14 protein-coding genes are annotated in these 17,022 nt (G+C 67.7%); 4 read left to right on the forward strand and 10 right to left on the reverse strand.

Annotated features, from left to right (window positions below):
* Positions 1 to 31 precede the first annotated feature (31 nt).
* Entirely contained in the window at positions 32 to 1,642 is a 1,611-nt protein-coding gene (locus tag ACEU5R_RS07855; RefSeq protein WP_392409732.1) for a diguanylate cyclase, read from the reverse strand.
* Between the two features lie 204 nt (positions 1,643 to 1,846).
* Here ACEU5R_RS07855 and ACEU5R_RS07860 point away from each other — a divergent pair, with 204 nt between their 5' ends.
* Positions 1,847 to 3,421: an EAL domain-containing protein gene (locus ACEU5R_RS07860; protein WP_392409733.1), complete on the forward strand. Its 1,575-nt coding sequence runs from the start codon at positions 1,847 to 1,849 to the stop codon at positions 3,419 to 3,421.
* Here ACEU5R_RS07860 and ACEU5R_RS07865 read toward each other — a convergent pair.
* Both ACEU5R_RS07865 and ACEU5R_RS07870 read right to left on the reverse strand, forming a co-directional pair.
* Positions 3,418 to 4,197, reverse strand: a complete 780-nt coding sequence (locus ACEU5R_RS07865) for a putative nucleotide-diphospho-sugar transferase (RefSeq protein WP_392409734.1) — start codon at positions 4,195 to 4,197, stop codon at positions 3,418 to 3,420. The two genes, ACEU5R_RS07860 and ACEU5R_RS07865, sit on opposite strands and share 4 nt — an antisense overlap.
* Before the next feature lie 290 nt (positions 4,198 to 4,487).
* Positions 4,488 to 5,570 (reverse strand): ornithine cyclodeaminase, encoded by a 1,083-nt coding sequence (locus ACEU5R_RS07870; protein ID WP_392409735.1) that lies wholly within the window; start codon positions 5,568 to 5,570, stop codon positions 4,488 to 4,490.
* Between the two features lie 126 nt (positions 5,571 to 5,696).
* Between ACEU5R_RS07870 and ACEU5R_RS07875 the strand changes: the two genes are divergently transcribed.
* Positions 5,697 to 6,122, forward strand: a complete 426-nt coding sequence (locus tag ACEU5R_RS07875; RefSeq protein ID WP_103275715.1) for an Lrp/AsnC family transcriptional regulator — start codon at positions 5,697 to 5,699, stop codon at positions 6,120 to 6,122.
* A 97-nt stretch (positions 6,123 to 6,219) separates the two neighbouring features.
* Here ACEU5R_RS07875 and ACEU5R_RS07880 read toward each other — a convergent pair whose 3' ends face one another.
* From ACEU5R_RS07880 to ACEU5R_RS07890, 3 genes are all read right to left on the reverse strand, one after another.
* Positions 6,220 to 9,564, reverse strand: a complete 3,345-nt coding sequence (locus ACEU5R_RS07880; protein ID WP_392409736.1) for an autotransporter outer membrane beta-barrel domain-containing protein — start codon at positions 9,562 to 9,564, stop codon at positions 6,220 to 6,222.
* Between the two features lie 210 nt (positions 9,565 to 9,774).
* The gene (locus ACEU5R_RS07885; RefSeq protein ID WP_392409737.1) at positions 9,775 to 10,377 is read right to left on the reverse strand and encodes a LysE/ArgO family amino acid transporter; all 603 of its coding nucleotides are present in this window, start codon (positions 10,375 to 10,377) and stop codon (positions 9,775 to 9,777) included.
* Positions 10,378 to 10,622: 245 nt separating this feature from the next.
* Positions 10,623 to 10,844 (reverse strand): YdcH family protein, encoded by a 222-nt coding sequence (locus tag ACEU5R_RS07890; protein WP_103275702.1) that lies wholly within the window; start codon positions 10,842 to 10,844, stop codon positions 10,623 to 10,625.
* Between the two features lie 273 nt (positions 10,845 to 11,117).
* Between ACEU5R_RS07890 and ACEU5R_RS07895 the strand changes: the two genes are divergently transcribed.
* A complete protein-coding gene (locus ACEU5R_RS07895) occupies positions 11,118 to 12,263 on the forward strand; it encodes a sterol desaturase family protein (RefSeq protein WP_392409738.1) in 1,146 nt (381 codons plus the stop codon).
* Positions 12,264 to 12,290: 27 nt separating this feature from the next.
* Here ACEU5R_RS07895 and ACEU5R_RS07900 read toward each other — a convergent pair whose 3' ends face one another.
* The 3 genes from ACEU5R_RS07900 to ACEU5R_RS07910 all read right to left on the reverse strand — a co-directional run bounded on the left by ACEU5R_RS07900 (position 12,291) and on the right by ACEU5R_RS07910 (position 15,086).
* Positions 12,291 to 12,968, reverse strand: coding sequence for an isochorismatase family protein (locus ACEU5R_RS07900; RefSeq protein ID WP_392409739.1), 678 nt, complete (start codon positions 12,966 to 12,968; stop codon positions 12,291 to 12,293).
* A 169-nt stretch (positions 12,969 to 13,137) separates the two neighbouring features.
* On the reverse strand, positions 13,138 to 14,079 hold the full coding sequence (locus ACEU5R_RS07905) for a LysR substrate-binding domain-containing protein (protein ID WP_392409741.1): 942 nt from the start codon (positions 14,077 to 14,079) through the stop codon (positions 13,138 to 13,140).
* 71 nt (positions 14,080 to 14,150) lie between these two features.
* Entirely contained in the window at positions 14,151 to 15,086 is a 936-nt protein-coding gene (locus ACEU5R_RS07910) for an AraC family transcriptional regulator (protein ID WP_103275690.1), read from the reverse strand.
* Between the two features lie 317 nt (positions 15,087 to 15,403).
* Here ACEU5R_RS07910 and ACEU5R_RS07915 point away from each other — a divergent pair, with 317 nt between their 5' ends.
* Positions 15,404 to 16,450: an aldo/keto reductase gene (locus tag ACEU5R_RS07915; protein WP_392409742.1), complete on the forward strand. Its 1,047-nt coding sequence runs from the start codon at positions 15,404 to 15,406 to the stop codon at positions 16,448 to 16,450.
* Here ACEU5R_RS07915 and ACEU5R_RS07920 read toward each other — a convergent pair.
* Positions 16,447 to 16,938 carry a GNAT family N-acetyltransferase gene (locus ACEU5R_RS07920; RefSeq protein WP_103275688.1) on the reverse strand — a complete coding sequence of 164 codons (492 nt, stop codon included), beginning with the start codon at positions 16,936 to 16,938 and terminating at the stop codon, positions 16,447 to 16,449. The genes ACEU5R_RS07915 and ACEU5R_RS07920 overlap by 4 nt on opposite strands.
* Positions 16,939 to 17,022 lie beyond the last annotated feature (84 nt).

A 17,022-nucleotide genomic window follows, 5' to 3' on the forward strand; every position in this document is an offset into this window, starting at 1 on the left:
GGCGGGCTTTTCAAGCCGCGCCGCCTGCGCGTCACTCGCCCGTATCGCCGGCGCCCGACGCCGCCGCCCGATGCGGGCGCGTGGCGATCGCGTAGCGGTTGCGGCCGGCGGCCTTGGCCCGGTACAGCGCCTTGTCCGCTGCCTGCAGCAGCCGGTTCAAGGTGTCGCCGTCGTCCGGAAAGACCGCGATGCCGATGGATCCGCTCAGGTCCACGAGTACGCCGGGGTAGGGGGCGGCCAGCGCCGCGTTCAGGTTCCTGGCGACCTGTTCGGCGGCCTCCTGGCCGCCGGCGTCCAGCAGCACCACGAATTCGTCGCCGCCAAAGCGCGACAGCACGTCCGAGCTGCGCAGCGCGCCGCTCATGCGCTCGGCGGCGATCTTCAGGATCTGGTCGCCGGTGCCGTGGCCATAGGTATCGTTCACGATCTTGAAGCGGTCCAGGTCGATCGCCAGGATGGCGACGGAACGCGAGGTGCGCGCCGCCGCCGCCAGCGCGTGTGACGCCAGTTCCGTGAAGAGCACGCGGTTGCACAGCGAGGTCAGCGGATCGTGGTAGGCCAGCCGTTGCGTATCGGACAGCATCTGGCCGGCATGCTGCAATGCGCTGCCCAGCAGGGCGGTTTCGCGATAGCGGGTGGGCGGGACGGGCAGGGTATCGCCTCGGCCCAATGCGATGGCGGGTTCGATCAGCGCGGTGATGGACGTCCGGATCCGCAGGGCCAGCCGATAGGCCGCCCAGATGCCCATGGCGATGATCGCCAGGCTGACCGCCAGGACCCAGATCATGGAGCGCCACAGGTCGGCCTGCAGGGACGCGATGGGCGCGCCGATGGCCACGGCCCACATCCGGTCCCGGCTATGGCTGAAAGCCGTCAGCACCGGCACGCCTTCCTTGGTCGTGCTGTGCAGCGTGCCGTCCTGCTGGCGGCGCACCGCAACGGCCAGCGTCGGCACGGCATGCTGGCCGATATACCGGGCTTCTTCGCGCGTGCGGCCCACGATCAGCGCCTCCTTGTCCAGCGCGGCGGCGACCCATCCCGCCGGCAACGCCTGCCGGCGCAGGATCTGGCTGATGCGCTGCGGCCTGATCTCGGCGAACAGGCCGTACTGGACCTGGCCTTGCAGGGTCACCGGAATCCCGACGGCGATGGTCTGCTCGCCGCGCAGGGCGGTGTTGAACAGGTTCGTGACGACGCCCTGCGGCGATCGGGCCTGCTGCCGGATCGCGTCCGGCAGGACGCTTCTGATCGGGGGGCTGGGATAGGGCGCGCTGCTGTTGGCCACCAGCATGTCGTGGTTGTCCAATAGCACGTAACCATCGACATTCTGCAATTGCAGCGCATCCTGCAGCCGGCGGTGGAAGGCGCCCAGCTTGCCTTGCTGCAGTTCCTCGGACGTCGCCAGTATCCGCAGCCCGGATTCGACGCCGCGCAACTCGCGCTCCAGTTCCGCGACGAGCGTGCGCGCCATGCTGACGGCCGTCTCGTAGACGCGCTCCTTGCGCAGCAGATAGTCCTCGTAGGCGGCCGCCGAGGCCACCAGGATGGTCGGCACGGTACAGGCTATGCCCAGCCAGAGCAGGGCGCGTCGGATGGAGGGCAGCTTTCGAGGCGAGGAATGCTCATCATCGATTGCCGCCATGGCCTTTTTCCTGCAGACAGGGTTCAGTCATCGTGACGGGCATGGTGCGTAGCAGTAATTCGAATTCTGGCTACATGGTTTAATTTCTTTGATAATGATCTGAAAGCTTGCGGTCATAGTCAAACACTTAATCGGGGTGTGCGGTCTATGGGGAAGTTTGTAACAACGCTGGTTTTTGTTATCGGACTTGTCTTCGCTGCAACGGTGCCGATTTACTTTGGGCTTGAACTATCCACGCAATTCGCCATCGAGCGTGCCAAGACGCAGGCCAGGACGCTTTCGACCGCGGTGCTGGCGCGCGCGGACCTCGTGTCTTCGCAGCTGCAGGACCTGAGCCAATCGCTGCGCGCGCTGAGTGGAAAGCTGCCCTGCGCCGCCTATGCGCAGTCTGAAATGGGCAAGCGGGTCCTGCAATCCCCGGTGCTGCGCGCCATCGCCTATGCCGACGGAACGCGCATCGTCTGTTCTTCATTGGGACGCACGCTGGACGGCCTGGACCTCGGCCCGCCGGACTTCGTGTCGCTGCAGGGCATGCGCGTATGGCCGGACGTGGCGCTGCCGGCCGCGCCGGAATTGCGGTACATCGCGCTCTCCTTCAACGGCTACACGATATTCCTGAATCGCGGCGACTACGTGAACGCCATGACGCTGCTCGAGCCGTCCGCGACCATCGGCTTGTTCTATCCCGGCGAAACCAACCGCTTTTTCGGCATCGGCTACGTGAAGCCGGAGTGGCTGCAGAGCGCGGCGACCAGACAGGCCGTGGTCGGGGAGCTGTCGGGCACGGTGCTGGCGATCCTGCCGTCCTCGCGGTTCCAGCATGTGGCGGTGGTGGCCATTCCTCCCGAGGCGTATCTGCACGACTTCGCGGGCACGCGATGGGCGGTTGCCGCGGCCGGCGGGATCGCCGGCGTGATGCTGTGCGGCGTGATCCTGTGGCGCAAGCGATGGGCCCGCGACATGCCCCAGCTGCTGCGCCGGGCGATACGGGACCGGGAGTTCTATCTGGTCTACCAGCCCATCGTCGATATCCGGACCAAGCAATGGATAGGCGCGGAGGCGCTGCTGCGATGGAAGCGCCCCTATGGCGCCGAGCCGATGGGGCCGGACATCTTCATACCGGCGGCCGAGCGTTGCGGCCTGTCCGAGGAGATCGCGGCGCTGGTGTTCGATCTGGTGGCCGAGGACCTGCCGGTCATCGAATCGCATGTGCGGGGCTTCTACGTCTCGTTGAACATCTCCGCCAACGAGGTCAAGTCGGGATCGGGCCGGGCGCTAACCGAAAGGCTGCTGCGGGAGACCGGCCTGCCGCCGTCGTGGATCAACATCGAGCTCACCGAGCGGGGGCTGCTCGAGGAAAACGCCAGGGAAACCATAGATGGCATTCGCGCCCTGGGAGTGAAAGTCGCGATCGACGACTTCGGCACGGGCTATTCCAGCCTGGCCTACCTGGGGGCGTTTCCGGTGGATTACCTGAAGCTCGACAAGGTCTTCACGCAAGGGCTCACCGAAAGAGGCGCCAAGCGCACGGTGGCGATGCAGATCATCGAGCTGGCCAAGTCCCTCGATATCGAAGTGATCGCGGAAGGCGCGGAAACCGAGGAACACGTCAACGAGGTGGCCGCGCACGGCGTTTCCAAGGTGCAAGGCTGGTACTTCGAGCGCGCCCTGTCGCTGGACAAGCTGCTCGATGCGCTGCCCGTGAAGGGCGGCCGCGTCCTGCACGAGGACGAGCAGGACGTCGACGAAGCGCAGGCGCGGCAGCATACCGCCGGCTAGCGGCCCCGTCGGTCCGTGAACAGAATCTTCTCTATCGTCCGGATCCGGTCGCGGCGGCGTCGCACGTTGCGGCCGGGCTTGCGGAACAGGCCCTTGAGCTGCTGGCTCTCCCGGCTGGCCTGCAGGTGTTCGATGTAGACCTGCGCCGATGCCGCATTGTCGATCTTGTCGAAGATCCAGCAATAGGCGACGGGCAGCCGCGCCTGGCGGTAGCGCGGTTCTGCGCGCGCGGCATCCTCGGCCAGGATGCGTTCGAGCACGAGCTGGTCCCATTCATCGGGATTGGCGCCGCAAGCCGCCGCCCATTCATCCAGCAGGGTGGCCGCCGCCGGCGTGTCGTTGATGTACAGCGTGCCGCTGAGCAGATGGCCGTCGGGCTCGTGGTACGCGGCGATGTCGCAATCCAGCGCGCCCAGGCTGGGCCAGGGATTGCGATGGAACACCGCGTCCACGTCCACATAGAGCATGGGGCCGCGGTGCTTGCGCCGCATGCCGACCAGCACGCCGGGCTTCATGGCGGCGTTGCGCACCCAGGATCCGGTGGTGTCGATGGCCTGGGCGTCGACGGGAAGCTGGAGCCTTTCAGCGGAGCGGACCAGCCGGTTCTTTTCCGTTTCGTAAATGCTGTCGCGGGTAAAGAAGGCCACCGTCATGCCCATGGCGGCCAGGTCGGCGGGAGATGGCGGGTCGAGTTCAGCCTGGCCGGGAAACTTCGCGACCGAGCGCTGATGTTCCGGCGACCATGGGGACAGTTTGCGTCTGAGCCATTGCAGCATGGGCTTGTCGTGACAATCCGAAATTCATGAGTGTGCCGGTGCGCTCGGGCGGGGGCGGGCACGCGGGACGTGCGTGCTGTGCGCCGGGCCCACCGTCGAGGCTTGGCTTGCGGTGGCCGAGTATATCGCGCGCCCTCCTGGCGCCTGCGGTGCGGCAATGCACTGGAACGTCATTGCGTGGGCACCTCGCACGCGCCTCGACGGCCCGGGATGGCGCATGCCAGGGCCGCGCGGCCGCCAGCCAAGGTGGCTGGCAGGTTCTCCCTGCATCCTGAGGTCGGACGGCCGGACTAGGCGCAGAGCGCGTGGCTGTCGCGGGCCGACACCGCGACTTCGCCCTGGACCCCGACCGTCCGGCTGGCTTCGACCAGCGCATACAGATCGCGCGGGTCGGCCAGATCGGGTATCAGTCCGGCCGGCTGGCCCAGGCCCAGCTCCCGCGCCGAGTCGGCCAGGTAGCGCAGCGCCGAATAGTCTTCCAGCGCGAAGCCCACGGAATCGAACAGCGTCACCTCGCCCGCGTCGCGGCGGCCCGGCGCCTGTCCGGCCAGCACGCGCCACAGTTCCGTGACGGGGTAGTCGGCGGGCATCTGCTGGATGTCGCCTTCGATGCGGGTCTGCGGCTCGTATTCGACGAAGGTGCTGGCGCGCAGCAGCACGTCGCGGTGCAGCTCGGTCTTGCCGGGACAGTCGCCGCCGACCGCGTTCAGGTGCATGCCGTCTTCCACCATGTCGGCGGTGAGGATGGTGGCGTAGGCCTTGTCCGCCGTGACCGTGGTGACGATGTCGGCGCCGCGCGTCGCTTCGGCCGCGCTGGCGCAGGGCCGCAGGCGCAGGCCGGGAACCCGCGCCAGATTGGCGGCCAGCTTGCGGGTGGCGGCGGGATCCAGGTCGTAGGCGCGGATGTCGTTGATGCCCAGCAGGTGATGGAAGGCCAGGGCCTGGAATTCACTTTGCGCGCCGTTGCCGATCAGCGCCATGCTGCGCGCGCCGGGACGGGCCAGCGCCTGCGCGGCCACGGCGGACATGGCGGCCGTGCGCAGCGCGGTGGTCAGGGTCAGTTCCGACACGAGCAGGGGAATGCCGGTGGCCACGTCGGCCAGCACGCCCAGGGCCATGACGGTGGGCAGGCCGATATGCGGATTCTGCGGGTGGCCATTGACATACTTGAAGCTGTAGTAGCGGGCATCGGCCACGGGCATGAGTTCGATCACGCCTAGTCTGGAATGGCTGGCCAGGCGCGCCGATTTGTCGAATTCCGGCCAGCGCAGGAAGTCGGCGCGGATGCGTCCGGCCAGGTCTTCCAGGCAGCGGGGCAGGGTGCGCGTCGCGATGAGCGTGGCGACGTCTTTGGTGGTGAGCAGCGTGCTCATGAGGTGTCTCCTTCTGTACTGATGAAAATTCTGACCAAAGGCGGCGTCAGCCGGAAGCTGCCATTTCGGCAGGAAAACACGTATAAGATTTCACATTGGCGCCAATCGCCTGTCGAAATGACAATAATGGACACACTGGATCAACAATTGCTCAGCCTGTTGCGCGCCGACGCCCGCAGCACGGTGGCCACCCTGGCCAAGAAACTGGGCGTCTCGCGCGGCACGGTGAACAACCGCATCACGCGCCTGGAAGACGCCGGCATCATCGTGGGCTATACGGTGCGGCTGCGGCCGGAATCCGAGCCCAACCGCATCGGCGCCTGGATGAGCATCGCCGTGGACGGCAACGAAACCCGCCGCGTCGTCAGCCTGCTGCTGGGCGACCCCGCCGTGGTGGGCCTGCATGACACCAATGGCCGCTGGGACCTGCTGGCCGAGCTGAGCGTGGCCAATATCGAGGAAATGTCCCAGGCGCTGGACCGCGTCCGGCTCATCAAGGCGATCTCCGCCACCGAGACCAGCATCCACCTCAAGAGCTACAAGCTCGACTGAGCGCGGGCCGCCCGGCAGCTTTCGGCTGACCCCGGGCTTGTCGCGCTGTCTTCCTGGCCGGGGTCCGTCTGGTGATCGTCCGGCCGCATGCCACCGATCACCAGCGATAGCTGAGGTTCAACATGCCGCCATAGCCACGCTGGCCGCCGCTGCCGAGCTGGCCGAAGGCCTGGGCCGAGACCTGCACATTGCGTCCGATCTGCCCTTGCGCGCCGAGCTTGAGTTCGAGCGCGTTGCGAGACGGGGCCGTGTCCAGCGTGTTGGCGCCCATGCGCACGGACGGGGTGCCGGGCGAGTGGACCCAGTTGGCTTCCAGGAACGGCCGGATCTTCGGTTGCGGCGCATCGGGCGCGGCCTTGGGATAGATGCGCACGCCGGCGCGGGTGGTGACGGCGTTGCGCTTGCCGCTTTGCATGCGCGTGCCCTGCAGCGTGGCGTCCTGGGCCTTGTAGTGGCTGTAGAGCAGTTGGGCCTTGGGCTCCACCACGAGATCGGCCAGCGCCGACCCGGCGACGAAGGGCCGCAAGGCGTAGCCGGTTTCCAGCGAGGCGGACCAGACGTCGGCGTCGTAGCGCACGGCGCCCAGGTCGCTGCTGATGCGGTTGTCGTAGCGGCCGTATTGCAGCCAGGCGTCGGCGTAGGCGCCCAGGCGGGTGGCGTCGTTGGCGTAGGCGGTGGCGTACAGGCCGACCGAGTAGCCGGAGACCTTGCCGCGTGCGCGGGTCTGAACGGTCTGGCCGGAGCCGGGCAGGCGCAGCGTGGCGTCCGAGCGCGTGCGGGCATCGCCGTAGCCGGCCATCAGGCCGGCTTGCAGCGTGCCGGCGCTGCCCAGGCGGGTGCGCAATACGTCGCCGCCGATCTGGAGCAGGGTGCTGTCGGTGTCGACCTCGACCTTGCCCTCGGCCATGCGCAGGCCGCCGTCGTGGCGGCCCAGGGCGCGGGTCCAGAGGCGGCCGCCGTCGCCGCCAGCGTCGGGGACGGCGACGCGGTCGCGCAGGCCGTGCGAGAACAGGTTCATGGCGGCGCGCTGGTTACCGGCGTAGGCGCCGGTTTCCGGCGACACGTTCCTGAAACCGGACGGATCGACTTCCGGCGGCGCGACCGGGTCGGTGGGCGTGACGGGGCCGGTCGGATCGGTGGGGCCGGTCGGATCAGTCGGGTCTATGGGGTCGAGGGGATCGGTCGGCCCCGGCGGCGTGGTGGGGTCGGTGTATTCCGAGGTCAGGTACCAGTCGTCGGCCACGCCACCGTTGCCGCCGCGCACCAGGCTGTAGTCATAGCCGTTGAGGGCGACGGTGCCGATGCTGGCGCGGTAGCCGGTGGAACCGGCGTCCAGGTGGAAGGCGTCGCTGGCGGTGACGCCGCCGTTGATGGTTTCCACCACGCGGATGCCCAGCGTGGTCTGGCCGCCGACGCCACCGGCGTTGATGACGCGCAATCCCGTGTTGCCGGTGGCCGCGCCGCCATCGATCACGAGCCGGTCGGTGGGCGAGTTGTCGTCGCCGAGCCGGGTGTTGATCGCCAGCGTGCCGCCGCCTTCGTAGTTCTCGACCGTCAGGGTCTTGAACGCGCCGGAGCTTGGCGACGCGAAGGCCACGGTGCCGGCGTTCTTGAGCGTGCCCAAGGTGGAGTCGCCGCGCACGTTCCAGACGCTGCTGCCGTCCAGCGCGAGGCTGTTGACGCGTCCGTTTCCGCGCTGCCAGACAGCGCCGGTGAGCGTGGAGCCGTTCGTGAGATCCATGTCCAGCGCGCCGCTTTCGATCAACACATCGCCGGTCAGCGCCGAGGCGCTGGCGTCGAGGCGGATCTGGCCGGTTTCGACCGTGGTGGTGACGCCGCCGGACGTCACATCGATGGAGCGCGCGTATAGCAGCATGCCATCGTCAGTGCTGCCGTCCCTGCGCGCCGTGATGTCGGCGCGGTCCAGCGTGATCCGGTGGCTGCCGCCGCTCACCAGCAGGCCCACCGCGTCTTGCGTGTCGATGCGCGAGCCATTGCCCAGGCTCAGCGTGTTGTTGACGCTGGCGGCGGTTCCATAGGTCCAGATGCCGCGTGCGTCGGCGCCGGCGGTATCGATGCGGGTGCTGTCCAGCGAGACGGCCGTGTTGTTGCTCATGGCCAGGCCGTGGGCGCTGTTGCCTTGTGTCGTGATGGCGGTGCCCCATGTCCGGATGCCGCTGCCGCCGCCGCTGGCGAACAGGCCATGCGCGGTCGTGCCGGAAGTGTCGATGGTCGAGTCGCGCAGCACGATGTTCGCGCCGCGCAGGCGGGCCAGGGCGCCTACGGCAAGGTCGCCGTGGGTCCGGATCGTGGTGTTGCTCGCCTCGATGGTGCCGCCGCTGCCTTCGTCTATCGACATGTACAGTGCGTGGCCGTTCTTGCCCTGCGTGGTGATGGCGCTGTCCGTCAGGACGACGTTGCCGGCGCGGCTGTCGATGCCGATGAGTCCGGATTCCAGCGTGAGCCGGTTGGCGGTCAGCTGGTTGCCGAGCGCGGGCATCCAGATGCCGGTGCTGTACGCGCCCACGGACTTGAGGATGACGTTGTCCAGGGTGGCGGACGTGTTCTCGGCGTTGATGTTGATGCCTATGCCGGTTTCGGTGCGCAGCGATGCGTCGCGGATGGTGGCGTTGGCGTTGCCGTTCGAACCCAGGTAGACCGCGCCACCCTGGGACGATACCGAGCCGCCGGTCATGGTCAGCGTGCCGCCGCTGACGGTGATGCCCACCGCCTGCTTCGTGCTTACGTCGGTGTTGTCGAGCGTGACGACGCTGTCGGCATTGAAGATTTCGATGCCCGTGCCGCCGCCCAGGCTCGAGATCTTGCTGTCGGTCAGCTCGACGCGCGCGCCCTGGTAGACCTGGACTCCGGTGGAGATCCAGGAGGTGTCCGCGGACGAGATCGTCGTGCCATCTACTTTGACGAGCGTGCCCGCGCCGGACGCGTCGATGCCATTCGCGCCAATGCCCGCTGTTTCGATGCTGCCGCCTTGCAGCGTGACCTGCGCGCCGGATTCGGCCTTAAGGCCGTGCGAATGGTCCCCGATAGTGCTCAACGTGGTGTCGAAGGCGCTGATGGAACTGCCCGCGCCCGTGACCGACAGCGCATGGGAGTTCTGGCCCGCTCCCACGCTCGAGACGCTGCTGTCGGTCAACGTGGCCGCGCCGCCCGCGCTGACGCGCAGGCCGACGCTGGACTTGTTCGTGGTGTTGGGGTCGCCCGCGGTGATGACGGCCCGGTCCGCGTTCAGGCTGTTGCCCGCGATGGAAATGTCGATGGCCGCGCCGGCGCCGGCATGGGTGACGGTATCGCCCGGATTCAGGACGATGGTGGTGGCGCCCGCGGGGTCGTTGACGGTGATCTGTCCGTGTTCGACAGCCAGGACCACGCTGGGCAGGGTGACGAGCAGCCCCGCCATGATCGGATTGATACGAAACGGCATGTAGGGATTCCTTGTCCCATTGGGGAAGGAACGCCAGCGCAGCAGGGACGCGATTGCCTATGCCGATATGACCTTGAATTCCTTCAGGAATGGGAAGCGCATGTGGTGGAGCGATTCATGATGGACGGGGCAAGGGGGGAGATATATGAGACGATTCTCAAAGAACTAGTACTATTGCTTCATAGTGATCAGTGTGGGTTCTATCTAAATTCAGATAAGCAGTCCCAGGCCGATACAGAACATCGCCACGGCCACCAGCAGGTCCAGCACCCGCCAGGCCTTCGGTTGCGCGAAGAGCGGCCGCAGCAGGCGCGCGCCATAGCCCAGTGTGAAGAAGAACAGGAACGAGGCCGAGATGGCGCCCAGGGCGAAGGCGGTTTTCTGCTCTTCGTATTGGCTGGAAATCGAACCCAGCAGCACCACGGTATCCAGATAGACGTGCGGATTGAGCCAGGTGAAGGCCAGGCAGGTGGCGAGCGTGGTCCAGAGGCCCGCCGCCTGATTCTCGGACGGCGTCAGGCTGTCGTGATGGCTGCGCAGCGCGGCGCGCAGGCTGCGGGCGGCATACAGGAACAGGAACGCGGCGCCGCCGTAACGCATCGCGGTTTCCAGCCACGGCAGGGCCGCGACCGCCGCGCCGAAGCCCGCGACGCCGGCGGCGATCAGGATCGCGTCGGACAAGGCGCAGGTCAGGCTCACGGCGAACACGTACTGCTGGCGCAGTCCCTGGCGCAGCACGAAGGCGTTCTGCGCGCCGATGGCCAGGATCAGGCTCAGGCCAAGCAGGAAGCCGGGAAGAAAAGCGTGGGTCATATCGCACCTGTGGGAAAGGGCGACAGACTATCGATGCGAGATGGATTAGAAAATCTAAATATCCTAATCCATGATTAGCGTGGCTTACTTGTCGGAGCGATGGGACGCGTGGCGGCGCGGGCACGGCTTGCGGCCCAAGTGAAACGCCCCGCGCTTGCGCGGCGTCGCGCAGGTCGGGGCGAGCGAATCAGGAGAGGAAAGGAGGGCCGGGCATGGATCGTGCCCGGCGCGGGGCGTGAAGCCGCTCAGGCGTGTCCGTCGGCGGCCCGGAGCATGCCGTAGAGCTTGTCCTTCAGTTGCAGCTTTTCCTTCTTGAGCACTTCCACGTCGTTGCCGGACGCCGGGACGATGCCGGCCTCCATGTTCTGGATCTGCTGGTCCAGCGCATTGTGCCGCTGGAACAGCGCCGAGAAATGGGCGTTCTCGGATTTCAGCTGGGTAATGAGTTGACGGTATTCAGGGAACATATGACGGCCTCTCTGCTGGGTCCGGGTCAGGGAAAAACGCGAGCCCCCAGGAGGGCGCGCGAGAGCTTTGGAAGTGTCCGTTCCATGACAGCGCAACCGGCAATCCTTGTCAATCTTGCGGGTATCCGCCAGTTTTATCGGACTTGACCCGCCGCAAGCCGGCGCTTGATCGGGCTGGGGGGCAGATATGCACGCGTATTCTCACGTTTGCTTACATTGACTGGCGGTCCCGGCGATACACTCGCAGCCCCGTGGAGTCGTCATCGGAATGAAATGAAACAGCGCGCGCCCATCTATCGCCAGATCTGGGAATTGTTCAGGCAGGACGGGCACATCCGTCCCGGCACCGGCATGATCAGCGGCGTGATCGCGCTGTTCCTGGCGATCCTGGCGGTGCTTGGCGTGCTGGCGTTTCATTTCCCGGCCTATCTCACCACGCCCGAGCTGCGCGCTTTCTATTCCGTGGACGCGATGCGCGCGCTGCTGTTCGGCGCGCTGCTGGTCTCGGGCACCATCGCGCTGGCCAATATCGTTCTCGGCCGCCAGCGCTGGCTCAACATCGCCGCCTTCGCCCTGGTATGCGGCGCCGTGGCCGCCGGCGGCAGCCAGGTCATGGTGACCACCTCCAACACCGGCCACCATCCCTACCTGGGCCTGGACTGGTTCATCCTGGACCTGCTGGCCTCCAGCACCGTCTTCATCATCTTCGAGAAGCTGTTCCCGCTGTATGACGGCCAGCCCGTGTTCCGCACGGAATGGCAGGTGGACATGAAGCACTTCCTGTTCAACCACCTGTCGGTCGGCGCGGTGCTGCTGTGCATCAACTTCTTCGTGCACCGGCTGTTCTCCTGGGCCGCGTATGAGCCGCTGCAGCAGGCCATCGCCGGCCTGCCCTACGCGCTGGAGCTGTTCCTGGCGGTGCTGGTGGCGGACCTGGTGCAGTACGCGGCGCACCGGGCCTATCACGAGGTGCCGTTCCTGTGGCGCATCCATGCGGTGCACCACAGCACCCGCACACTGGACTGGCTGGCCGGATCGCGGCTGCACATCGTCGAGCTGCTGATCACGCGCGTGGCGGTGCTGGGCGTGCTGTTCGCGCTGGGCTTTTCCAAGCCGGTGCTGGATGCCTACATCATCATCGTCGGTTTCCAGGCGGTGCTGATCCACTCCAACGTCAAGCTGCCCTGGGGCTGGCTGCGCTACATCATCGTGACGCCGGACTTCCACCACTGGCATCACTCGTCGGACACCGAGGCCATCGACCGCAACTACGCGGCGCACCTGTCCTTCATCGACTACCTGTTCGGCACCGCCGTGCGCGGCGTGAGCCGGCGCCTGCCGGAGAACTACGGCATCCTGGACAACGACATGCCGGGCACGTTCCTGGCGCAGCAGGCCTATCCCTTCCGCAAGAAATAGGCCCGGCCGCGCCGCCGGGATGCGGGCTCAGCGCTGGGAATCCAGCGCCTCGTTGTTGCGCGCCACGTCCTGCGCCTTGGCGTGGCTTTCGATCAGCAGCTGGTAGGCGGGGAAGATCCGGGTATAGACCTGCGCCCACTGGGCCGCGTCCTCGCGATTCCAGGTGCGTTGCAGTTCCGAGGCCACGGCGGCCGTGTCCATCGGCACCACGCCGGCCTGGACGATGCGCGCCAGCGTGATCTCCTGCGCCATCTTGCTGTAGGTGCCCGAGGCGTCCACCACGGCGAACACGCGGTAGCCATCGGCGACCGCGCTGATCGACGGAAAGGCCATGCAGACGCTGGTGATGGTGCCGGCGATGATCAGGGTCTTGCGGCCCGTGGCCTTGACCGCCGCGACGAATTCCGGGTTGTCCCAGGCATTGATCTCGCCCCGGCGCGCGACGTATTTCGCGTGGGGCGCGTTGTCGTGGATCTCAGGAATCAATGGGCCGTTCGGGCCTTGCGGCACCGAGGCCGTGGTGATGACGGGCATCTTGCTCAGCGTGGCCATGCTGGCCAGGGCGGCGGCGCGGGCGCGCAGCTCGGGCATGGGCATGTCGCCCACGGTCTGGAACAGGCCGCTCTGGTGGTCGATGAGCAGCATGGCGGCGTCGTCGGGATCGATCACGGGGCGCTGGCCGTTGAAGTTGGCGGGGGTGGTCATGGCGGACTCCGAAAAGAAGAATGAGGCTTCATCCTAGAATCCGGCCCGCCGCCGCGGTAGCCGTCGAAAACCGGCCGCAGCGTCCTATCCGCAGGACGCTGTCCGGGCCCGAGGCCCGGATCTGGACAGACCCGGCAGTCCGCGACAGGCAGGCAAGCCCACTGCCGGGCTAGGGGCGTTCGCCCAGCTCCCGGCATTCCTCGCGTTCGCGCCGAGCCAGCTTCTGGTATTCGGCGCCCATGAAATCCAGCAGCTCGCGCACGCCGGGCAAGAGACCCCGGCGTGACGGAAACACGGCATGCACGCTGCCCGGCTCGGGCGCCCAGGGCCGGCCCACGTCGATCAGCCGGCCGTCCGCCAGTTCCTCGCGGATCATCAGCAGGGGCAGCGCCACCACGCCCACGCCCTGCACGGCGGCCTGTTTCAACGCCATCATGTCGTCGGTCACCAGGCGGGGGGAGAAGGGCACGCTCAGGCGGGCGCCGTCCGGCCCGTCCAGCTTCCAGTGGCTTTCGCGTCCGTCGATGCCCAGCGCCAGCGTCGGCAGCTGGCCGAGCGCGCTCGGGTCGGCGGGCTGCGCCACGGCGCGCGCCAGCGCAGGCGCGGCGACCAGGCGCTGGCCGCTGATGCCCAGCGGCTTCATGACCAGGTCGCTGCTTTCGATGGGTCCGAAGCGTACCCGCACGGCCAGGTCGTAGCCCTCGCGCAGCACGTCCACCGGACGGCTGAAGCTCTTCAGGTAGACCTGCACCTTCGGGCACTTGACCATGAAGCGCGCGATCAGCTCGCCCAGGAAATAGTGGATCAGCGCCGGCGGCGCGCTCAGGCGGATGGTGCCTTGCGGCTCGGCGTGGGTGCGGTCGATGACTTCCTGGGCGGCCTCGGCGCCGGCCAGCATGGACAGGCACTGCTCGTAGTATTCCTGGCCGAGTTCCGTGACCGCGAAGCTGCGGGTCGAGCGCTGGATCAGGCGCACGCCCAGCCTTTCCTCCAGCAGCGCGATGCGCCGGCTCAGGCGCGACTTGGGTATGCCCAGCGCCCGGCCGGCGGGCGCGAAGCCGCCGTTCCGGACGACCTGCACGAAGTAATAGAGGTCGTTCAAGTCGTGCATGATGTGCCTGCCGTTCTGGAAATGGGACGATGCCAGGGCAAGCATATACCGGCCGCGCGGCGCGGCCGCGTTCAGGCCGGCGCCTGCGTCGCCTCGTCCCGCCAGCGCTGCTTGTCGCGCAGCGGCGGCGCGCCGAACAGGCGGCTGTATTCGCGGCTGAACTGCGATGAGCTTTCATAGCCGACCGCGTGCGCGGCCAGCGCCACGCCGGCGTCGTCGGCCAGCATGATGCGTCGCGCCTCCTGCAGGCGCAGGTGTTTCTGGTATTGCAGCGGGCTCATGGCCGTGGCCTGCTTGAAATGATGGTGCAGCGAGGACACGCTCATGTGCACATCGCGGGCGATGTCCTCCACGCGCAGGGGCTGGGCGTAGTTGTCGCGCAGGATGCGGATGGCCTTGGCCACGCGATTGAGCTGGCTGTCCTGCAGCACCGTCTGGCGCAGCGCCGCGCCCTGGCCGTCCATCATCAGGCGGTAGAGCAGTTCGCGCTTGATCATCGGCGCCAGGAAGGGAATGTCGCGCGGGGTGTCCAGCAGGCGCAGCAGCCGCAGCAGCGCGTCCAGCAGCGTGTCGTCCAGCGGATTCACGCTCAGCGCGCGCGAGGTGTCGGACGGCGGCGCGGGCGGCAGGTTCTCGTCGCTGATAAGCGCGGTGATGGCCTCGGGATGCAGGTCCAGCCGCAGTCCCAGGTAGGGCCGGCTCGGGCTGGCCACCGACACCTTGGCGACCACCGGCAGGTCCACCGACGAGATCAGGTAATGGAAGGGGTCGTACTCGTAGGCTTCGTCGCCGACCAGCAGCAGCTTGGTGCCCTGGGCGATGACCGACAGCGCGGCGGCCTGGAAAGCGGGCTTGGGGCCGACCGGCTGGGACAGGCGGTGCAGGTGCAGGCCGTCGATGGATGTTTCCATCGAGCCTTCCAGCGTGCCCGTCATGCGGTCCAGCAGGCGCAGCACTTCGGCGCGGGCGGAGGCGGTGGCGAGGGTGGAGGATTGGGCAGGGATCATGTCGGCGGGGAAAGGCGGATCGCGGCGGGCGCGCGCCAGCGACAGGAACGCTGGCGGCAGGATCGGGTGCGGTCAGTGTATTCCTGGCCGGGGGCCTCTTTCCAATCTGGGAGATTGAATCCGGAGAAATAGGCAGAAGGCGCGGAGGAATGGGCGCAAGGCGGACGAGCCGCCGGGACGAGGCAGGATCGGGCAAAAAAAGGGCAGGATCCGGCATCGCGCCGGTCCGACCGCCGCCGCATACTGATCCGGTTTTCGCGGATGCGCCGCGCCATTTCGGGGCGGCGCATCCGCCGGACCCTACCTGGAGTATTCGCATGCGCTACAAGAAATTCGGCAACACCGGCCTGTTCGTTTCGGAACTGTGCCTGGGCACCATGACCTTCGGCGGTCAGGGCGAACTGTGGAGCAAGATCGGCCAGTTGCAGCAGGAAGAGGCCAACCGCCTGGTGGGGCGCGCCCTGGAGGCCGGCGTCAACTTCATCGACACGGCGGACGTGTATTCAGAAGGCCGTTCGGAAACCATCACCGGCCAGGCCCTGCGCGACCTGAAGGTGGCGCGTGACGAGGTGGTGATCGCCACCAAGGTGTTCGGCCAGACCGGCGCCGGCCCCAATGCGCGCGGCAACTCGCGCTATCACATCATGGAAGGCGTCAAGCGCAGCCTGGCGCGGCTGGGCACCGACCATATCGACCTGTACCAGATCCATGGCTTCGATCCGGCCACGCCGATCGAGGAAACCGTGCGCGCGCTGGACGACCTGGTGCGCCAGGGCCATGTGCGCTACGTCGGCGTGTCGAACTGGTCGGCCTGGCAGATCATGAAGGCGCTGGGCATTGCCGAGCGCCGAGGCCTGGCGCGCTTCGAGTCGCTGCAGGCTTACTACACCGTCGCGGGCCGCGACCTGGAACGGGAACTGGCGCCGATGCTCCAGAGCGAGAACGTCGGGCTGATGGTCTGGAGCCCGCTGGCCGGCGGCCTGCTCAGCGGCAAGTACGGGCGCGATGGCGGCGGTGACGCCGGCAGCCGGCGCCTGGAATTCGACTTCCCGCCGGTCGACCGTGACCGCGCCTACGACTGCGTCGACGTGCTGCGCCGCCTGGCCGAGGCGCGCGGCGTGTCGCCGGCCCAGATGGCGCTGGCCTGGCTGCTGGCGCAGCCGGTGGTCAGTTCGGTCATCATCGGCGCCAAGCGGGTCGACCAGCTGGACGACAACCTGGCCGCCGTCGGGCTGGCGCTGACGGCGGACGAGCTGGCCGAGCTGGACAAGGCCAGCGCCCTGCCGCCGGAGTATCCGGGCTGGATGCACGTGCGCCAGGGCGAGTACCGGCGCCAGCAGTTGCGCGAGGCCGGCCTGGCCTAGCGCGCTTGGCCGAAGGACGCGCGCGCGCCGCCGTTCAGCGGCAGGTGCAGCAGCGGCAGCGCGCGTCCGGGTTCGCCGGGAATGGGCGCGGCGCGCGCGCCGACGCGCACCGCGCCTTGCGCCAGATAGAAAGGCTCGGCCTGCGGATCGGCCTCGATCGCGATCTCCCGCGCGCCCGCAAGCCGCGCCACGCGGGCGGCATGCGCCAGCAGGCGCCGGCCCAGCCCCTGTCGCAAGGCGCGCGGCGCGATCCACAGATGCTCCAGCCGCCAGTCCGCCGCATCCGGCGCCAGCGCATAGAAGCCTGCGATGCCCTGCTCGTCACGCATGAGGCGCACGCGCCAGCGGCCCAGGTCCGCGGGCGTAAGCGTCAGGTCGTCGCGCCATTGCGCCAGCAGCTCGGGCGGGTAGCCCCACACGGCCTTGGAGGCCAGGGCCAGCGCGGCCAGTTGCGGCAGGTCGGAAAGCGTGGCGGGATGTATGGGCATGTCGGGACGGATGCTGGGTCTGGCGTTGCGGCGCGTTCGGGACGGGCCGCCGGGATTCCGGGCAGGGCGCGCCATGGCGGCGCC

Source organism: Achromobacter sp. 413638, assembly GCF_043119405.1.
GTDB lineage: Bacteria > Pseudomonadota > Gammaproteobacteria > Burkholderiales > Burkholderiaceae_B > Achromobacter.

Bases quoted from the DNA above. Each gene is read 5' to 3' on its own strand.
- ACEU5R_RS07875 (WP_103275715.1), top strand. From the start codon at position 5,697: ATGGACACACTGGATCAACAATTGCTCAGCCTGTTGCGCGCCGACGCC.
- ACEU5R_RS07900 (WP_392409739.1), bottom strand. From the start codon at position 12,968: ATGACCACCCCCGCCAACTTCAACGGCCAGCGCCCCGTGATCGATCCC.
- ACEU5R_RS07895 (WP_392409738.1), top strand. From the start codon at position 11,118: ATGAAACAGCGCGCGCCCATCTATCGCCAGATCTGGGAATTGTTCAGG.
- ACEU5R_RS07880 (WP_392409736.1), bottom strand. From the start codon at position 9,564: ATGCCGTTTCGTATCAATCCGATCATGGCGGGGCTGCTCGTCACCCTG.
- ACEU5R_RS07910 (WP_103275690.1), bottom strand. From the start codon at position 15,086: ATGATCCCTGCCCAATCCTCCACCCTCGCCACCGCCTCCGCCCGCGCC.
- ACEU5R_RS07915 (WP_392409742.1), top strand. From the start codon at position 15,404: ATGCGCTACAAGAAATTCGGCAACACCGGCCTGTTCGTTTCGGAACTG.
- ACEU5R_RS07885 (WP_392409737.1), bottom strand. From the start codon at position 10,377: ATGACCCACGCTTTTCTTCCCGGCTTCCTGCTTGGCCTGAGCCTGATC.
- ACEU5R_RS07920 (WP_103275688.1), bottom strand. From the start codon at position 16,938: ATGCCCATACATCCCGCCACGCTTTCCGACCTGCCGCAACTGGCCGCG.
- ACEU5R_RS07890 (WP_103275702.1), bottom strand. From the start codon at position 10,844: ATGTTCCCTGAATACCGTCAACTCATTACCCAGCTGAAATCCGAGAAC.
- ACEU5R_RS07865 (WP_392409734.1), bottom strand. From the start codon at position 4,197: ATGCTGCAATGGCTCAGACGCAAACTGTCCCCATGGTCGCCGGAACAT.
- ACEU5R_RS07905 (WP_392409741.1), bottom strand. From the start codon at position 14,079: ATGCACGACTTGAACGACCTCTATTACTTCGTGCAGGTCGTCCGGAAC.
- ACEU5R_RS07870 (WP_392409735.1), bottom strand. From the start codon at position 5,570: ATGAGCACGCTGCTCACCACCAAAGACGTCGCCACGCTCATCGCGACG.
- ACEU5R_RS07855 (WP_392409732.1), bottom strand. From the start codon at position 1,642: ATGGCGGCAATCGATGATGAGCATTCCTCGCCTCGAAAGCTGCCCTCC.